A 17,405-nucleotide genomic window follows, 5' to 3' on the forward strand; every position below is an offset into this window, starting at 1 on the left:
CGCAGTCTTGAGCAATGCAGAACATCCGGAGCGCCGGCGACCCGGCGGACAGGTCCGAGGGGCGATCCCGTCTCGCACTCGCACAGGCGGAGTTCGACCCCGATGTCGTCTACCTCAACACCGCTTCCATAGGTCTGCCGCCACGGAGCTCCCTGCACGCCTTGCGGGAGGCGGAAGAGGACTGGCGCAAGGGGACCGCCGACCCGGTGGCCTACGACATCCCGGTCGAGGCCGCCCGCGCGGGCTACGCCTCGCTCGTCGGCGTCGAACCCTCATGGGTGTCGGTGGGCAGCCAGGTCAGCGCCTTCGTCGGGCTGATCGCCGCGTCCCTGCCTGAGGGCAGCGAAGTCCTCACCGCCGCCGGGGAGTTCACCAGCGTCGTCTTCCCCTTCCACGCGCAGGCCCCTCGCGGCGTCGACGTACGCGAAGTGCCCCTGGAGTCCATCCCCGGGGAGGTGACGTCCCGCACATCGCTGGTGGCCGTCGCGGCCGTGCAGTCCGCGGACGGCCGTCTCGCGGATCTCGACGCCCTCACCGCGGCCTGCGACGCGGTGGGCGCGCGCGTGCTGCTGGACACGACGCAGGCCGCCGGCTGGCTGCCCGTCGACGCGAGCCGGTTCGCCTACACCGTGGGCGGCGGCTACAAGTGGCTGCTGGCCCCGAGGGGCACCTGCTTCCTCACCGTCCGGCCCGAACACGTCGACGATCTCGTTCCGCACTCCGCCGGATGGTTCGCCGGCGAGGAGCGCTGGGAGAGCCTCTACGGCGCACCCCTGCGGCTCGCGAAGGACGCACGGCGCTTCGACGTCTCCCCGGTGTGGCAGGCCTGGATCGGCCAGGAGAAGAGCCTGGATCTGCTCAACGGCATCGGTACGGACGCACTCCACGAGCACGCCCTCGCGCTCGCGAACCGCTTCCGCGCCGCCGTCGGCCTCCCGCCGGGCGACTCCGCGATCGTCAGCGCGGCCGTCGACTCCGGCACACCCGCCGAGCTGCGGCGTGCGGGAGTCGTCGCCAGTACCCGGGCCGGACGGATGCGGCTCGCCTTCCACCTCTACAACACCGACGCCGACGCCGACCGGGCCGCCGAGGTCGTCGCGGGCCGCCTGGCCGAGGCCTGAGTCAGCCGGCCTTCTTGACGCGGATGGAGCCGTTCGTCGTCGTCAGGTCGAGGGTGTTGCGGCCGGACGGGTCGTCGCGCAGACCGAGCTTCTTGCTGCCGTTGCTCGTCTTCGCCGAAACCTTGTAGCGGTTCTCCGGCGCGGTCACGGAGATCGCGCCGTTGGACGTCTTCGCCCGCACGTCCTGCGGCGTGCTCAGCCTGAGGTCGATCGCGCCGTTGGACGTCTCGGCCCGCACCCCGTCGCCCTTCAGGCCGCGGCCGTTGATGCGTCCGTTGGTGGTGCTCACCGCGACGCGGCCGTCGACGTCGTCGAGGTCGACCGCGCCGGAACGGGTGGTCACATCCACCTTGCCCACGCCGGTGAGGCTGATCCCGCCGGACGAGGTGCTGCCGCTCACCCGGACCCTCGGCGGCAGGTCGACCGTGTAGCTCACCTGGCAGTCGTCGCCACAGCCGCGCAGCACGAGGACGCCGTCCTCGACGTGGAACGTGCGCTTCTTCGGCTCGTCCCCGTCGAACTCGATCGTCCGCTTCACGGTGACCTTCGTGACGGTCTGCTTGCTGCGGAGCCGGATGGCGCCCGAGTCGGTGTCCAGACGTACGGCACCGACTTTCTGCGACAACGTCGCGCTGTCCTCCGACGTCTCCCCGGGGATCAGCCCGCATGCCCCGAGCGTGCTCGCTCCGACTCCGGCCGCCGCGACCGCCCCGAGGAGGCGGATGTGCCTGCGCATGATGTTCTCCCCGTTTCCGTCGAAGGCGGAGGCTGCTGCTGTCAGCCTTTCCCGCTCCCGTCGCCCGCCGACGCTATGGCACCCGCCCGGGCGCGGCGATGAGGCAAACCCCCGCATCGCCCGCAGGGTTGCCCCGAGAGCGCTGACGGAAGAGGCGCCGGGAGTTCAGCCCGCAGCGATTCCCCCGTCGCCGGACGCCCGCCCGGGCAGGGTGTGCGCATGGGACTCGGATTCGGTGGTGACGTGGCGAGGTACTACGCCCAATTCCGGCGCGGTTATCCGCCCGAGGTGTTCGAAGCGCTGGACGAGACCTTCGCGTTGACCCCGCAGGACACCGTCCTCGACCTGGGATGCGGCACGGGGCAGCTCACCCTTCCGCTCTCCCGCCGCGTCCGTGCCGTGATCGGCATGGATCCGGAACCCGACATGCTCCGCATGGCCAGGGAGGCCGCACTGGCCGCCGGCGCCACCGACGTCACCTGGGTACTGGGTGCCGACGCCGACGTCCCCGCACTCGGTGCGCTGCTCGGCGAACGCCGCCTCGCCGCAACGGTGATCGGCCAGGCCCTGCACTGGATGCGGCACGAAGACCTGTTCGCCGCGCTCCTCCCGCTCATCCGTCCGGGCGGAGGAGTCGCCGTCCTGGCCAACGGGACACCGGCATGGCTGCAGGACAGCGACTGGTCGCGCGCCATGCGCGGGTTCCTCGAGGAGTACTTCGGTACGAAACTGAAGGACTCCTGCGGCACCGCGCGCAAGGACCGCGAGCGCTATGCTCCGGCCCTCGAGGCCGCCGGGTTCACCGACGTCCGGCACCGCGTCGTCTCCTACACGGAGGAGGTGACATGCGAAGAACTCGTCGGCGGGATCTACTCCGCCGTCCCCGAACGGCAGCTGCCCGCGCCTGCGGACCGGCCCGCCTTCGCGCAGCGCGTCCGGCAGGCGCTGCCACGCAGGGATACCTTCGCGGAGCGGGTCGATGTCTCCGTGCTGACCGGCAGGAAGACCGGCGAGACGACCGGCAGGAAGACCGGCGGGTTGCCGGGCGGGGCTGCCCCGACCGGCCGTCCTTGACCTTGTCCTTGGGGGAGGCCGCAGCATCGGCGTGCCGGGCGACGGGCCCGGCGTGGGGAGGAGCGGCATGGGTGAGAGCAGGGGCACTCCGTCGGATGCGGGCGCTCAGCGAGGCATGGGTATCGCAGGGCGCACAGGGGAGGGCGCGGGGTGCCTGCTGACGATCGGGGCGTTCGCGAAGGCGTCCCGGCTGTCGCCGAAGGCACTGCGCCTCTACGACGAGCTGGGTCTTCTGCTCCCTGCCCGGGTCGATCCGGTCACGGGCTACCGCCTCTACGCGCCCGGCCAGCTGGAGCAGGCCCGGCTCGTCGCCTGGTTGCGCCGCCTCGGGATGCCCCTGGCCCGTATCCGTGAGCTGGACGGGCTGGACGGGCCCGCCGCCGCGCGCGAGGTGCGGGCCTACTGGGCCCAGGTCGAGGACGACCTGGCCGCCCGGCGCGACCTGGCCGCCTTCCTCATCGACCAACTGTCACGGAAGGACACCGCCATGCCGCACACCGAGAGACCACTCGCCATCCGGTACGCCGCACTGACCGACGCCGGCCTCGAAAGGGAGAGCAACCAGGACGCGGCGTACGCCGGTTCCCGGCTGCTCGCCGTCGCCGACGGATTCGGCGGCAGCGGCGGCCCCGCGGGCGCGGCCGCCATAGACGCGCTCAAGCAGCTCGAACAGGGCAACCCTCCGGCGGCTGACCTGCTCAACGCCCTCGACGAGACGCTCGCGTCCGTCGACCGCGCGGTCGGCGAGGCCGTGGCTCCGCAGAGGGGCGGGGACACGAACACCGGCACGGACGGGGACGCGGAGGCCGGCACCACCCTCACCGCGATGCTGTGGACGGGTTCGCAGCTCGCGCTCGTGCACATCGGGGACAGCCGGGCCTATCTGCTGCGCGACGGTGACTTCTTCCAGATCACCCACGACCACACCCTCGTACGGTCCATGGTCGACGAGGGCCGCATCAGTGAGGAGGAAGCGGCGTCGCACCCGCAGCGTGCGCTGCTGATGAGGGCGTTGACGGGACGGCCCGGAGACCGTCCGGACGTACGGCTCCAGGACGTACGGGCCGGCGACCGCTACCTGCTCTGCTCGGACGGGCTGACGTCGGTCGTCCCGGAGGAGCAGGTGCGGCGGACCGTCGCGGGGACGGCGGACCCGGAGACGACCGTCCGCGAGCTGGTCGCTCTGGCGAACCGGTCGGGCGGGCCCGACAACGTCAGCTGCGTCGTGGCGGATGTGGCGGATATGACGGACACGGCGAACGCTGCCGACGTGGCGGACGCAGCCGACGGGGCGGAGCGGGCGCGGTAGACCCGGGTCCGCGAACGGGAGCCGGACCGGTACGGATTCTCTGTGCCGGCCCGGCTCCGACGGCCTCCGCTACGCGCTCTCGCCGAAGAGCTCCAGCAGCTCCTTCTTCTCGAACATCCGCGCAGTCTCGACCGCGGACGGCTCGCCCGCGCGCGGGTCCGCGCCGCCCTCCAGGAGCATGCGCACGACCTCGTCCTCGCCCTTGAAGACCGCCCCTGCGATCGGCATCTGGCCCCTGTCGTTGGGCTTGTCGGGGTCGGCGCCCCGGTCCAGGAGAGCGCGCACGGCGGCGGCGTGACCGTGGTAGGCGGCGAGCATGAGCAGGGAATCGCCCTTGTCGTTGGTGAGGTTCACCGGGACACCCGCGTCGACGTAGGCGGCGACGGTGTCCGTGTCGCCGTGCCGCGCCAGCCCGAAGATCTTCTGGGCGAGCTCCAGCACCTCGGGGTCGTGCGCCGGCTCGTTGCTCTGGGGCATGGGGGCGTCGCTCATCGCGTCCAGTCCTCCTCGTGCGCTGCGCCGGTGCCGGCCGCGTCGCCGGACCCGGCAGGCCGGGTACCCGGAAAGCGGAGGCCGTGCGCCCGGCACTGCCTCTGCCTCCCACCTTACGTACGCCTCACCGCGTGCCCACTTCCGCGCAGCGCACCCTCCCGGCGGACAGTCACACGTGCGCGCGGGGGTCCACGGTCAGCAGGACCTCCCGCAGCGAGCCGACCACGTGCTCGGCGCCGGCCGCCCGCAGCTCCTGCTCCTTGTGTTCGTTGCGCGCGTAACCGAGGAAGGCGACTCCGGCGGCACGCGCCGCTTCCAGGTCCCGGGGCGCGTCCCCGATCATCAGCGCTTCCTGCGCCGGCGTCTTGGTGGATTCCAGGGCACGCAGCAGACAGTCCGGGTCCGGCTTGAGGCGCAGCGCGCCCTCGGCGCTCCGGCCGTGGATGCGGCCCGCGAACAGCTCGTGCGTCGTACGGGTCTCCAGGTAACGCTCCACCGCCTGCTGCGAGTTGTTCGTCGTGACGGCCAGCTCCCGGCCGGTGGCGACGAGCGTGCGGATGAGCGCGTCGGCGTACGCGGTGGGGAAGGCACCCGGCGCCGCCTGCACCTCCTCCTCGGTCAGCGCCCGCTCGATGTCCCGCGCGACGCCGCTCTCGACGAGGCCGGGCTGCTCGAAGACGGCGCGCAGTATCTCCAGCGGATCACCGGTCTCCGGCAGCCAGGCGGCGCTGCCGTTCTTGTCTCCGTCGGCAGCCGCCTGCCGCAGCCGATCAGCGATGGCCGAGGACGGCCGCTGACGGAAGAGGTGGCAAACGGGCCCGTCGAAGTCGAAGAGAACAGCTTTCGCGGCTTCGATGAGATCGCGCATTTCGCTCCTCGTGCCAGGTCGGCGGCGTTGGTCGGCCCCAACTATCTCCCGTGCGGGCCGAGGCGTACAGCGCGCACACCACGCGGCGGCACCGACTGCTCCCGGTGCCAAGAGCGCAGAGCGTGCTTCACCGCCGATTGCTCGGGGAGGCGGGCCTTCTGGGGCTAGCCGACAGCACAGAAGGCCGCGAAGGCGGATTCGATCGCGGACGGATCGGGTGCATTCGGCAGCCCTGCGCTCTGTGCGGCACGGCTGAGTACACCGTCGATGGTCTTGGCCGTGCGATGCAGCTGCTCCTCCCGTTCATGAGGAGTGCGGCAGTTCCGGACGGCGATGGCCTGACGCACGACGTCGGTGTACACCGACTGAACGCGCTTGTACGCCTGGTAGCGAGGCAGATCGGCCTGGAGCCCGGCCACAGCGGCGGGGAGCACTTCGGACATGGTCTGCCGCCACTGCTCCGTCACCCTCCTTTCCTGGTCGGCCGGGTAGCGCATGAGGTAGAGATGCGTGGCGAGTTCGTAGACGGGGTCGCCGACCGTGGCCAGTTCCCAGTCGATCGTCCACAGGTTGTTCATGGGGTCCACGATGAAGTTGGCGCGGTGCAGGTCTCCGTGGAGCAAACAGAAAGGACGAGGCGTCAATTGCCTCGCCTCGGAAACGAGCGGCGACTCGGGGGCGAGTGCGTCGGCGGAGATGCCGAGTGCCTCGAAGAGAGCTCCGAACTCCGGGAGCCTCGCCGCATAGACCTCATCACGGGTGAAGTTGATCAGGCTCTGGAGGAACTGCGCGCTGTTTTCCGGGACTTCCTCGTCGCCGATGTCGATTCCCCACGTTGCGACGGTTTCCGGCCGTACACGTGCCAGCGCGCCGAAGACGGACATGACCTGGTCGACGAAGACCGTTGCGACGGACGTTCCGGCGGGTGCCAGTCGGTTGAGCGGTTCACCTTCGATGAAGCCGTGGATCACCGGTCCGGGGGAGTCGAGACGGCGCACGGGGGGAACACGCGGTACGCCGAGCCGGGGAAGCCGAAGCAGCAGCTCTTCCTCGGAGGCGAAGGAACGCCTGTCGAACCAGGGAATGCCTTCACGGGGCTCCCCGACCTTCACTCTTCCCATGTAGGCGAGTTCGCCGGCCGGTTGCACCACGTACCACTCACGGTGGTACCCCTGCAGGGGGCCGTCGACGACTCCGGTACGTGCGGCCTGCGCGAACGCATGGGACGTCATCGGCTGGGCTTTCCTGTGCGCACACTCGGATCTGATGAGAGCGAACCTTACAACCCGCTGCCCGGCCCTTCTCCCCGGGCGACGGCTGGTCACCCGTTCGCCTGCGAAAGCTCTCGCGCGGGCGGTCGATCACCCCAGGGTCATCACCCGGGCCGTTCGATCAGTCCGGCATCTGAGGTGTGGACAGGTTCTGCCACAGCGAGTCGAACCAGGCCTGTGAGTGGGCCAGGAATGCGTCGTCCTGCTTGTCGTGACCGTCCGGGCCGCTGGAGAAGCGGAAGAGGGGGCTTTCGAGTCCGAGGACGTCGAAGATCTCCAGTTCCTCGTCCCGATAGGGCACCCGGTCGCGAACGACTGTGTAATAGCCCATCAGCGCCTCGGTCCCGTTGAGGATGTAGAGCTTGTGCAGCGGCGTCGCGGCCACGGTCCGTATTTCGCACGAGACCTCGGGCACCTCGTACCTGCCTCGGAACGTACCGAAGGTGTTGCGCAGCGCCGTGGCCCACGTCCGCTGGATCTCGTGGAGGCGGTCCAAGGGGCGCCGGTCGTCCGGGTCGTCGACCAGACGGGGCAGGGCGAGGTCGGCCTGAGGGCTCGGAACGATGGCGCGGACCTTGATCGAGCGAGGGGAGATCGTCCCGTCCACGATCGAACGGTGGGGCCGCGCAAGTGCGTTGTTCAGTGTCTCCGTCGTCAGCGAGTACGTGTCGATCGTGACGTGTTCCGCGCGGAAGGCCTCGTAGAGGCGTTCGGCCAGTTCCGTGCCGGCCGGCTTGGGTTCCTCCTGCGAGGGGCCCGGCCTGGCGACGGTCGGCGGGGCTCCGCGGCCGGGGTCCGTGAGGAGCCCCTGGCGTTGGAGGTCCTGGACGGCCTGGCGGACGGCGGCGCGGTTGACGCCGAACTCCTCGGCCAGGTCCTTCTGCGTGGGGATGCGGGCTTCCGGCGGCAGCTCGCCGGAGTCGATTCGCTCACGTAGCGCGGCGGCGACCGCTTCGTGCGGGGACCGTGCGCCTTTCGCGGGGCTCGTCCTGTTCACACCCTGACCGTACAACTTCGCACCAACACACGGGAGTTGTCGGTCAACTGTTTTCAATCTCCGGTCAAGTGGGCAGACTTCGAATAAGTTGGCGGACAACTTCGCAAGGATGGTAACCAAGTCAAATCAAGTGTCGCCAAGTAGGCGCAGATGCTCGCCAACACAGAGCGCTCCGGTTCCCGCCTGTCCAACGACGTACGGGCCCGTTGTCGAACGAAGGGGGATGCCATGCCTGTGTTCGCTCTCGCTCTCGCGGCGGCCGCTATCGGATTCGAGCAACTTGTGGAGTGGCAGTTCGGCGCCGTCGGGGTCATCGGCTTCGTGCTGCTGAGCGTCGGTGTCAAGGCGAAGAACGTCACGTGCAGCTGCATCGGCGCCGTCGTACTGACGATGCTGATCGTCTGACCACGCGGCGCGCGGTACCGACCCACGCCTTCCGCGCGCCGCGTGCCGGTCCGGGGTGGCGCCGCCCCGCGCAGAGGGTGGCGCCACCCCGCGAACGAGGCCGCGCAAGCGGCAAGCCGAGTCAGAAGATGTCCGGGCACCAGGCGCGGCGCGGCGTACGGAAGAGGGTGTCCGCCGACAGGGCGGCACCCTCACGGCGTTCCTCGACGCGGCCCAGCGAGGCGAGCCGCACGGCGGACTCGTCGCCGAGGTACAGGGTGCCCAACTCGGCGACGTCCAGGGTGAGATCGGGGTCCTCGTCCGTGGCCTTGCAGGTCGCGCCGTCCGGGCCGGCCTCCAGCAGGTAGCAGCCGCCGGCCAGCCCTGCCTCGTCGTGGAGATCCAGGACGAGCCTGCCCTGGACGGGGTAGCTGCGGGCCTCCAGCATGCGCGGCACGTCGAGGGGGCGCAGCCACAGGAAGTCGGCGTGGGTGTCCAGCCGGGCCGCCCGCGGGTCGGGCAGCAGCAGCGGCAGCACGTCGTCGGGGGCGCGGTATCCGGAACGTACGCGCGTGATCCAGTCGACGGAGAGCACGAAGAGCCACAGCGCGCGCTCCGCGGCCGGAGTGAGGGCGGTGAGGCACTGCACCTCGGCGGTGTTGTGCGGGAGCTTGTTGTCCCAGCGTTCGCGCACGGTCCACGAGACGAAGCCCTGCGGCTCGCCCTGCGCGTTGCGGTGCACGGCGTGGAAGGGAGCGGTGAACTCGTCGGCGGGAAAGCGCAGTTGACCGGTGTGCCGCGCCCACCAGCGGTCGGGCCGGTCGATCACGCCCTGGCGGTGCTCCTGGGTGCGGAAACGCTCGTGCATGGCGGGCCCGACACGGCGGATCTCCTCGCCGTCGGCGAGGTCCAGCCTGCTGCCGTCGTCCGGGCCGGAGTGCCGCGGGTCGACCCCCGAGCGGGAGACGTCGACCTCCCACTTGGAGGTCCAGGAGGCCGGGCCGAAGCCGTACCGGCCGTAGATCGGGTATTCCGCCGAGATGAGCGAGGCGAACGCGTCGCCGCGCTCCTTCGCGGCGCCCAGTGCGCTGCCCATCATGCGCGTGAGCAGACCGCGGCGCCGGTGGGTGGGGGAGACGGTGACGTTGGTGACGGCACAGGACGGCAGGGCGGTGCCGCCGGGGACCGTCAGCTCCTGGGAGAACGTACGGAAGGTGCCCACGCACCGGCCTCTGTCGAAGGCGCCCTGCGTGCGGTCCGGATCCACGTGGCGGCCGAGTGCCGCCGCCTCCTCCTCGGGCGCCGAGCCGCCGCGGAGAAAGCCGACGGCGAGTGCGCGGTACCACTCGGGCAGTTCGTCACGGGAGGCGAGGGTGCGGATCTCCAAGCTCATGGGCGTCACGGTATGGCGGTGCGGCGGCTGCCGCACCTGGATTACGGGCCGGCCCGGCCACAGCCGGACCACGGCCGCATCCCGGCTCACGAGCTCCCCCGCGAACGCGCCGCGGCCCGTCCCGCCGCCACGCGCAGAAGCGCCACCCGCGGAAGCGCCACCCGCGGAAGCGCCACCCGCGGAAGCGTCATCCGCGGAAGCGCCACCCGCGGAACCGCCCCCGTCAGAACGCGGCGCGCACCTCGCCGACCCGCCGGCCGCCGCCCAGCAGCGGTGAGTCCGCGATGCGCTCCAGTACGGGGGAGTCCACGCCGAGCAGGGCGAGCGTGCGGGCCAGCACGGGGCCCACCGCGCGGTTGCCGCCGTCGTAGATCTTGAAGGCGAGGGCGCGTCCGTCGGGCAAAGCCGCCGCCTGCACGGACTCCGCCCCCACCTTCGCGACGGCCCCGGGCACCTCGCTCATCAGCCAGGTGTCGATCCGCTGCGTGCCCGCCACGTACTCGGGGTGTGCACGCATCGCTTCGGCGACCCGGCCCTCGGGGCTCTCGGCGGGCGCGAGCGCGAGGTTGCGGAAGACTCGCGCCAGCCCGGCCGGTGTGATCGCCATGAGGGGGGCGCCGCAGCCGTCCGTGCCGACGTGCGAGACGCGGTCGCCGGAGAGGGATTCGAGCGTTTCCGCGATCAACTCCTGGAGCGGATGGGCCGGTTCGAGGTAGGTCTCCAGGGGCCAGCCGTTCGCCGAGCAAGTGGCGAGCATCGCGGCGTGTTTGCCGGAGCAGTTCATCGCGAGGCGGCTGCGCGCCGCCTCCTCCGAACCCGCGGAGACGATGGCCCGCGTCATCTCACCCTGATCGAGGGCGAGTTCGGGCGGGCACTGCAAAAGGTCCTCGGTCAGGCCGTGTTCGGCGAGCATCTTGCCCACGAGCTCCAGATGGAACGGTTCTCCCGAGTGGCTCGCGGTGGCCAGCGCCAGCCGCGGCCCGCGGAGTTCGAGCCCTGCCCGCAGCATCGCGGCGGCCTGCACGGGCTTGTTGGACGACCGCGGGAAGAAGGGGGCGCCGGGGTCGCCCATGGACAGCTCGACGCTGCCGTCGGCCGCGAGGACGATCAGCGAGCCGCGGTGGTGTCCCTCGACGAAACCGGAGCGTACGACCTCGGCGAGTACGGGGGGCATCTCGGACGGCATGGGCGGGAGCCTTTCAGTTCACCGACCCGCTCCCCGGCTTCGTCCTCCGGCAGCTCCGGGCACCCCCGGGCAGCTCCGGGTTTCTCCGGGCCTCTCCGGTCTCCTCCCGGGCACTTCGCCCCGGCCCGCCCGGGATCGGGCCGGCACGCGGGCGCCCGGGCGCCCGGGCGGGCGGGGGCGCGGTGCGTGCGGGGACGCGCGGGCCGTCGGCCGGGGATCCGGGTGGGTCAGGAGGCGGGGACTGCTGGGAGTGCAGGGGACTCAGGGGAGCAGGTCGTCCACTTGCGCTTCGCCCTCACGGTACCTGCGTGCGATCTCCTTGCTGCATCCGTCCGCCGTGCGCTGCATCACCTGCCGCCGCTGCGAGACGTGCTGCTCGTAGCCGGCGAGGCGGGCCATCGCGTCGTGCAGCTCCTGGTCGGTACGGGCGGAGAGGTCGCTCAGCTCGACCTGCGCCAGCATCTCCTCGGCCAGGGAGCGGTATTCGTCGCTCTGCGGTGTGCTCAGCGTCACGTGCCGTGCGGAGCTGCGGTGGCTGGACGGGCCGTCCGCCAGGATCTGCGGCAGCAGGTCCAGCAGCGGCGAGCCGGGGGCGCTGCGCCGGGTGAGCTCGGCCCGGAGGATGTCGATGCGCCCCTGGAGGAGCCGTCGTACGTAACTGAGCTCGCCTTCCTCCTGTTTGGCGTCCCGCAGGAGGGCGCGCAGCTGGGGCAGTTGCATCCCGGGCAGATCGGGCACCTCGGCGGGGCCGGCCGGGCCGGGGGTGGTGGCCGGGCCGGGGGTGCGGGCGGCGCCGGTTGCGCTCATGGAAGGTGTCCCCTTCGTCCTTATTGCCCCAATAGCGATGAGAGCAGCGGTACGTACCGCGTGTACGCATCGTGCCACTGCGGGGTGCTTCGGTGCAGCGATCTCACACCCATCCGGACCATACGAACGGATCACCGAGCCGCAGTGCATGATGGCTGCCATGCGAGCTGTGGTGCAGAGAGTGGACGGCGCAAGTGTCGTCGTGGACGGACGGACGACCGGGGAGATCGCCGGCGAGGGACTGTGCGTTCTGGTCGGCGTGACCCACGACGACACGACGGCCAAGGCGGCTCAACTGGCCCGGAAGCTCTGGTCGTTGAGGATCCTGGAGGGCGAGAAGTCCTGCTCGGACGTGGGTGCGCCGCTCCTCGTCGTCAGTCAGTTCACGCTCTACGGCGACGCGCGCAAGGGCCGCCGGCCCACGTGGAACGCGGCGGCCCCCGGTCCCGTCGCGGAGCCCCTGGTGGACGAAGTGGTGGAGCGGCTGCGGGAACTGGGAGCCGAGGTGGCCACGGGCAGCTTCGGCGCCAAGATGAGGGTGTCGCTGACGAACGACGGCCCCTTCACGGTGCTGCTCGAGGTCTGAACCGCCCCGGTGCCGCTCGAGAGCCGATCCCTCGGCTCCGCCGGCCCTGCGCCCGCCCTCCGTCAGGGTGCGACCACGACCTCCTGCGCCGCTGCCGTCGCGTCCTCGCCGACCTCCAGCGTCGCGTCCACGGGCACGTTGCGCTTGACCAACGCCAGTGCGATGGGCCCGAGTTCGTGGTGCCGGGCGGAGGTGGTGACGAAGCCGAGCTTGCGCCCGTCCGGTCCGTCGCCGGCGAGCCGCACGGCGTCACCGTGCACGGGGAGGCGCACCTCGCTGCCGTCGAGGTGGAGGAAGACGAGCCGGCGGGGAGGCTTGCCGAGGTTGTTCACGCGGGCGACGGTCTCCTGGCCGCGGTAGCAGCCCTTCTCGAGATGCACGGCCGTGCCCAGCCATCCCAGCTCGTGCGGGATCGTGCGGTGATCGGTCTCCATGCCCAGCCGCGGGCGGCGGGCCTCGACGCGGAGCGCCTCGTACGCGAGAAGGCCGATCGCCGAAGGGCCGGACTCCGCGAAGGACTTCAGGGAGGAGCGGGGCAGGAACAGGTCACGGCCGTGCGCCGTCTCCCGCACGACGGTCCCCTCCGGCGTCTCCGTGATGGAGCCGGCCGGCAGGTGCACGACGGCGAACTCTTCGGTCCGGTCGGCGATTTCGACGCGGTAGAAGAAGCGCATGCTCTCCAGGTACGCGATCAGCGCGCCCTGTGTGCCGGGCTCGGTGTGCATCCACACCGTCTCCCCGTCGTCGACGAGGTAGAGCGCGTGCTCGATGTGCCCGTGCGCCGAGAGGATCAGGGCCTCCGTGGCGTGCCCCGCCGGGAGTTCGCTGACGTGCTGCGTCAGCAGCAGATGCAGCCAGGAGAGCCGGTCCGCGCCGGAGACGGTGACGACTCCGCGGTGGGAGAGGTCGACGAAGCCCTCGCCCTCGGCCAGGGACCGCTGTTCCCGGAAGAGGTCGCCGTAGTGCGCGGCGACACCTTCGTCCTGGCCTTCGGCGGCGACGGCGCCGGGCAACGACAGCAGGGGGGAGTTCATGCGGCATCACCGGACAGCACGAGGAAGCAGCGGATGGGGGTACCCCCAGGGCCGCAAGGCCCAAGGGGGAGGTTGAAGGACATACGACCAGACTACGACGGCCCGCGGCCGCCCTTGCAGGAGCGTTCCCCGGCCTCCGCGTCCCGGGGCCCGGGCGCCGGTTTCCCTCCCGGCCCGGAGCCCGAGTCCGACGGTTCCGCGGTCCCGGAGGTCTGCGCGGAGCACTTCGCGCAGCGGCCGAAGATGGCGAAGTGCTTCATGTCGGTGTCGAAGCCGAAGGTGGCGAGCAGGCGTTCCGCGAACGGCTCGGCCACCGACAGATCAGCCTCGATGACCTCCGTGCAGTCCCGGCAGACCAGGTGCATGTGGTGGTGCCGGTCGGCGAGGTGGTACGTCGGGGCGCCGTGGCCGAGGTGCGCGTGCGAGACGAGACCGAGTTCCTCGAGGAGCTCGAGGGTCCGGTAGACGGTGGAGATGTTCACGCCGCCCGCGGTGCGGCGCACCTCGGCGAGGATGTCGTCGGGCGTGGAGTGCTCCAGCTTGTCGACGGCTTCCAGCACGAGCTGGCGCTGCGGAGTGAGGCGGTATCCGCGCGCCCTCAGGTCGCTCTGCCAGTCGGTCGTCACCACATCGACAGTGTAGAACCGCCGCTCACTTGAAGAAGGCGATGCCGTCGTCGGGCAGATCGCCCTCCTTCTCACTCAGGTCCTTGGCGATCTCACGCAGGTCGACGGCCTTCTTCAGCTGGGCGGACATGTACGGCTGGAGCGGCACTCCGGGGGCGGCGCGCTCCCCGACCCACATCAGGTCGCCGTTCACGTAGCCGTAGAGGCGCTTGCCTCCGCTGTACTCGGCGGATGACGGCGTGCGGGCGATCGCGTCGGTGGCGAGGTCGATCTGGGGCTTCTGGTCGGCCAGTTCCCCGTACCAGACCTCGGCGATCCCCTGGTCGCGGATCATCACGACCTCGACCTTGTGCTCGGAGTCGATGCGCCAGTAGCCGCTCTCGGTCTCCAGGGGGCGGACCTTCTCGCCCTCCTCGTCGAGCTGCCAGCTGTGCGAGACGTACTCGAGGAAGTCACGGCCGTCGTGGCTGAAGGTGACTTCCTGCCCGAAGTTGCACTTGTCGGTGCCGGGGCCGTCCTCTCCCCCAGCTACCGCTGGGAGGTGCCCCCAGCCGAGGGCGGCGACGCCCGCGCCCTGCCAGTTGCCGAGCAGGAAGGCGAGGGGGACGAGGTCCGGGTGCAGGTCGGACGGGATCTCGATCATGGGAACTCAGACGGTCGGTGCGGACGGTGGCCGGTGGGGGTGCAACCCGGGCCGATGGGCCCGGGGGGCTTCTGCGCTGGGGTACCTCTCGGGCCGCCAGGCCCAGGGGTGGGGGTACCTCCCGGGCCGCCAGGCCCAGGGGTGGGGGTACCTCCCGGGCCGCCAGGCCCAGGGGGAGGGCGCCTAGCGCTGGCCCTGGTAGAGCTTCTTGAACGCGAGACCGGCGAAGGCCACGGTGCCGACGCAGACCAGGACCATCAGCGCGGTGAAGAATGCCTCAAGCACGGGGTGTGCTCCTCGGATCGTTCGTCGTGGGTGTTCCTCTGCGTACGGGCCGCCCCGCGGGGGACGTGGGACGCCGTACGGGCCCGAGTCTAATCGGCGTCGCGGAAGGCCCCGTACACGGCCTGTCCGGGAGACGGCAGGCCCACGGGACGTACCGGACGTACCCGATGTACCGGAATGAACGGACGCAGTGGATGCGCCGGACGCGGCGGACGCCCGGGCGGGAAAAGAGCGACGGGACGGGAAAAGAGCGACGGGACGGGAAAAGAGCGAAGGGCGCGTCAGTAGACGAGCGCCTGCACGCCCTCACCCATGATCTCGCTGACGAAGACCTGGGCGCCCGCGATGCGGACACCCTCCAGCACGTCCTTCTCCTCGATGCCGCGGCGGGCGGCGCACTGCGTGCACAGCGTGATCCGGCCCCCGGCCTGCACCCCGGAGATCAGCTCCGGCAGCGGCGCCGCGTGCGGCAGTTCGAACTCCTCGGCCCGTCCGGGCAGTGCGAACCACGCCGACTCCCCGGTCAGCCAGAGCGACACCTCGACTCCGCTGGCCGCCGCGACCGCGGCGACGGTGAAGGCCTGTGAGCAGCGTTCCGGCGCGTCCGCGCCCGCCGTCACCTTGATCACGAGCTTCTTGCCTGCTGATGCTGCTGCCATGCGGCAAGCCTATGCCGCGGACGGGCCCGGCCGTGCGCGCACGAAGGGCCGCGCACCGGGCGTACCCGGGCGCGGCCCTTCCTCCCTGGGCCTTGCGGTCCTGGGGGGAGGTACCCGCTGGTCACACGGCGATGGCGACCTCCGACAGACCGCCGTCCTGCGCGACGACCGTACGGTCCGCGGTGCCGCCCGGCACCAGTGCGCGGACCGTCCAGGTGCCCTCGGCCGCGTAGAAGCGGAACTGGCCGGTGGCGGACGTGGGAACCTCCGCCGTGAACTCGCCGCCGGCGTCCAGCAGCCGCACGTACCCGGTGACGGGCTCGCCGTCGCGTGTCACGCTGCCCTGGATCGTGGTCTCACCGGGCTTGATGGTGGAGGCGTCGGGACCGCCTGCCTTGGCTCCGCACATGGAAGTTCCCTTCGGTTCTGATCGGATCGGGTCCGGCTGGGGGTGCCCCCAGGGCCGCAAGGGCCGGGGGGAGGCCGGTCAGTCTTCGGTGCCGACGGCGACGGGGACGCCGACCAGCGAGCCGTACTCGGTCCAGGAGCCGTCGTAGTTCTTGACGTTCTGCTGGCCCAGCAGCTCGTGCAGGACGAACCAGCTGTGAGCGGAACGCTCACCGATGCGGCAGTAGGCGATGGTGTCCTTGCCCAGGTCGACGCCCTCGCCCTCATACAGCTCCTTCAGTTCCTCGTCGGACTTGAAGGTGCCGTCGTCGTTGGCCGACTTCGACCACGGGATGTTGCGGGCGCTCGGCACGTGGCCCGGGCGCTGGGACTGCTCCTGCGGCAGGTGGGCCGGGGCGAGCAGCTTGCCGCTGAACTCGTCGGGGGAGCGCACGTCGACCAGGTTCTTGGTGCCGATCGCGTCGACGACCTCGTCGCGGAAGGCGCGGATGGAGGTGTCCTGCGGCTTGGCCTTGTAGTCGGTCTTCGCGCGGGTGGGCACCTCGGCGACCAGGTCGCGGGAGTCCAGCTCCCACTTCTTGCGGCCGCCGTCGAGCAGCTTCACGTCCTGGTGGCCGTAGAGCTTGAAGTACCAGTAGGCGTATGCGGCGAACCAGTTGTTGTTGCCGCCGTAGAGGACGACCGTGTCGTCGTTGGAGATGCCCTTCTCGGACAGGAGCTTCTCGAAGCCCGCCTGGTCGACGAAGTCGCGGCGGACCGGGTCCTGGAGGTCCTGCTTCCAGTCGATGCGCACTGCGTTCTTGATGTGGTTCTTGTCGTAGGCCGAGGTGTCCTCGTCGACCTCGACGATGACCGTCTTCGGGTCGTCGACGCGGTCCTGGACCCAGTCGGCGTCGACGAGGACGTCACTGCGGCTCATGGTTTCTCCTCCGAGGCAGATAGCGGATGACGGGTACCTCCCACGCGGAGCTGTGGGAGGGGGTACCTCCCACGCGGAGCTGTGGGGGAGTACGGGTGCGGAATCGGATGCGGTATCGGGACGGCGATGCGGACGCGCACGTACGTCGGGGGCGTGGGCCGCGCGGCACCGAAGACCGTGCGGTGGCCGGGGAACCGGCGGGGCGGGACGAACGGCTGGAGGTGCCTTCCGGGCCTCCACCTGGGCCTTCGGCCTGGGTGGTACCCCCAGGCCCAGGGCGAGGACAGCGCACTCGCGCTCGGCATTCGACCGGGTTCGGGCGAACTCCGGCGGGCCGGCAGCCGTCAGGAGGAAATGCGACAGAGCATGGCGGCGACGCGGCAGAGGTCGACTGCACGCCGCTTCGTGAGGTCCGCCTGTCGCTTCATGGGGACGATCGTAAGGACGGCGGAGGGTCCGTGTCACCGCGAATCCACATCGTGAGACGTGATCGACCGCTTTTTGGGACGCTTGTTCGCCCCGCCGCCTCCGCGGAGGGGCCCGCGTGCTCGCGCGGCAGTCCGGGAGCCGCTGCCGCGGACGCTGCTGTCTCGTGAAGTGGGACGGC

20 protein-coding genes are annotated in these 17,405 nt (G+C 70.9%); 5 read left to right on the plus strand and 15 right to left on the minus strand.

Going from position 1 to position 17,405, the window contains the following annotated elements:
• The first annotated feature begins 14 nt into the window (after positions 1-14).
• Positions 15-1,121 (plus strand): aminotransferase class V-fold PLP-dependent enzyme, encoded by a 1,107-nt coding sequence (locus tag EV375_RS21030; RefSeq protein WP_130300863.1) that lies wholly within the window; start codon positions 15-17, stop codon positions 1,119-1,121.
• Position 1,122: 1 nt separating this feature from the next.
• Here EV375_RS21030 and EV375_RS21035 read toward each other — a convergent pair whose 3' ends face one another.
• Positions 1,123-1,857, minus strand: a complete 735-nt coding sequence (locus EV375_RS21035) for a DUF4097 family beta strand repeat-containing protein (RefSeq protein WP_130300865.1) — start codon at positions 1,855-1,857, stop codon at positions 1,123-1,125.
• A gap of 219 nt (positions 1,858-2,076) precedes the next feature.
• On the opposite strand from EV375_RS21035, the gene EV375_RS21040 reads away from it, so the two are divergent.
• Both EV375_RS21040 and EV375_RS21045 read left to right on the plus strand, forming a co-directional pair.
• Entirely contained in the window at positions 2,077-2,931 is an 855-nt protein-coding gene (locus EV375_RS21040; RefSeq protein WP_130300867.1) for a methyltransferase domain-containing protein, read from the plus strand.
• Between the two features lie 115 nt (positions 2,932-3,046).
• A complete protein-coding gene (locus EV375_RS21045) occupies positions 3,047-4,240 on the plus strand; it encodes a MerR family transcriptional regulator (RefSeq protein ID WP_130302010.1) in 1,194 nt (397 codons plus the stop codon).
• Positions 4,241-4,309: 69 nt separating this feature from the next.
• Here EV375_RS21045 and EV375_RS21050 read toward each other — a convergent pair whose 3' ends face one another.
• The 4 genes from EV375_RS21050 to EV375_RS21065 form a co-directional block, all read right to left on the minus strand.
• Entirely contained in the window at positions 4,310-4,732 is a 423-nt protein-coding gene (locus EV375_RS21050) for an ankyrin repeat domain-containing protein (protein ID WP_130300869.1), read from the minus strand.
• A 169-nt stretch (positions 4,733-4,901) separates the two neighbouring features.
• Positions 4,902-5,600, minus strand: a complete 699-nt coding sequence (locus EV375_RS21055; protein WP_130300871.1) for an HAD-IA family hydrolase — start codon at positions 5,598-5,600, stop codon at positions 4,902-4,904.
• A gap of 164 nt (positions 5,601-5,764) precedes the next feature.
• Positions 5,765-6,832, minus strand: a complete 1,068-nt coding sequence (locus EV375_RS21060) for an aminoglycoside phosphotransferase family protein (RefSeq protein WP_130300873.1) — start codon at positions 6,830-6,832, stop codon at positions 5,765-5,767.
• A 160-nt stretch (positions 6,833-6,992) separates the two neighbouring features.
• Positions 6,993-7,868, minus strand: coding sequence for a winged helix-turn-helix domain-containing protein (locus EV375_RS21065; RefSeq protein WP_130300875.1), 876 nt, complete (start codon positions 7,866-7,868; stop codon positions 6,993-6,995).
• Between the two features lie 228 nt (positions 7,869-8,096).
• On the opposite strand from EV375_RS21065, the gene EV375_RS29230 reads away from it, so the two are divergent.
• Positions 8,097-8,273, plus strand: a complete 177-nt coding sequence (locus EV375_RS29230) for a hypothetical protein (RefSeq protein WP_165434787.1) — start codon at positions 8,097-8,099, stop codon at positions 8,271-8,273.
• Positions 8,274-8,394: 121 nt separating this feature from the next.
• Here the strand turns inward: EV375_RS29230 and EV375_RS21070 are convergent, their stop codons facing one another.
• The 3 genes from EV375_RS21070 to EV375_RS21080 all read right to left on the minus strand — a co-directional run bounded on the left by EV375_RS21070 (position 8,395) and on the right by EV375_RS21080 (position 11,638).
• On the minus strand, positions 8,395-9,645 hold the full coding sequence (locus EV375_RS21070; protein WP_130300877.1) for a GNAT family N-acetyltransferase: 1,251 nt from the start codon (positions 9,643-9,645) through the stop codon (positions 8,395-8,397).
• A gap of 223 nt (positions 9,646-9,868) precedes the next feature.
• Positions 9,869-10,831 (minus strand): asparaginase, encoded by a 963-nt coding sequence (locus tag EV375_RS21075; RefSeq protein WP_130300879.1) that lies wholly within the window; start codon positions 10,829-10,831, stop codon positions 9,869-9,871.
• Between the two features lie 261 nt (positions 10,832-11,092).
• Positions 11,093-11,638: an RsiG family protein gene (locus tag EV375_RS21080; protein WP_130300881.1), complete on the minus strand. Its 546-nt coding sequence runs from the start codon at positions 11,636-11,638 to the stop codon at positions 11,093-11,095.
• A gap of 160 nt (positions 11,639-11,798) precedes the next feature.
• Here EV375_RS21080 and dtd point away from each other — a divergent pair, with 160 nt between their 5' ends.
• The gene (dtd, locus tag EV375_RS21085) at positions 11,799-12,224 is read left to right on the plus strand and encodes a D-aminoacyl-tRNA deacylase (RefSeq protein WP_130300883.1); all 426 of its coding nucleotides are present in this window, start codon (positions 11,799-11,801) and stop codon (positions 12,222-12,224) included.
• Positions 12,225-12,286: 62 nt separating this feature from the next.
• Here dtd and ygfZ read toward each other — a convergent pair whose 3' ends face one another.
• The 7 genes from ygfZ to EV375_RS29845 form a co-directional block, all read right to left on the minus strand.
• The gene (ygfZ, locus tag EV375_RS21090; RefSeq protein ID WP_130300885.1) at positions 12,287-13,258 is read right to left on the minus strand and encodes a CAF17-like 4Fe-4S cluster assembly/insertion protein YgfZ; all 972 of its coding nucleotides are present in this window, start codon (positions 13,256-13,258) and stop codon (positions 12,287-12,289) included.
• Positions 13,259-13,350: 92 nt separating this feature from the next.
• Positions 13,351-13,887, minus strand: a complete 537-nt coding sequence (locus EV375_RS21095; protein ID WP_130300887.1) for a Fur family transcriptional regulator — start codon at positions 13,885-13,887, stop codon at positions 13,351-13,353.
• Between the two features lie 22 nt (positions 13,888-13,909).
• A complete protein-coding gene (locus EV375_RS21100; protein ID WP_130300889.1) occupies positions 13,910-14,527 on the minus strand; it encodes a heme-binding beta-barrel domain-containing protein in 618 nt (205 codons plus the stop codon).
• A 566-nt stretch (positions 14,528-15,093) separates the two neighbouring features.
• Entirely contained in the window at positions 15,094-15,471 is a 378-nt protein-coding gene (locus EV375_RS21110) for a DsrE family protein (RefSeq protein WP_055483943.1), read from the minus strand.
• Positions 15,472-15,592: 121 nt separating this feature from the next.
• Positions 15,593-15,880 (minus strand): DUF1416 domain-containing protein, encoded by a 288-nt coding sequence (locus EV375_RS21115; RefSeq protein ID WP_028437798.1) that lies wholly within the window; start codon positions 15,878-15,880, stop codon positions 15,593-15,595.
• Positions 15,881-15,958: 78 nt separating this feature from the next.
• Entirely contained in the window at positions 15,959-16,798 is an 840-nt protein-coding gene (locus EV375_RS21120; RefSeq protein WP_130300891.1) for a sulfurtransferase, read from the minus strand.
• 344 nt (positions 16,799-17,142) lie between these two features.
• Complete coding sequence (locus tag EV375_RS29845; protein ID WP_486588764.1) at positions 17,143-17,226, minus strand: Ms5788A family Cys-rich leader peptide; 84 nt, start codon at positions 17,224-17,226, stop codon at positions 17,143-17,145.
• Positions 17,227-17,405: the final 179 nt, after the last annotated feature.

This window comes from Streptomyces sp. CNZ301, from assembly GCF_004217425.1.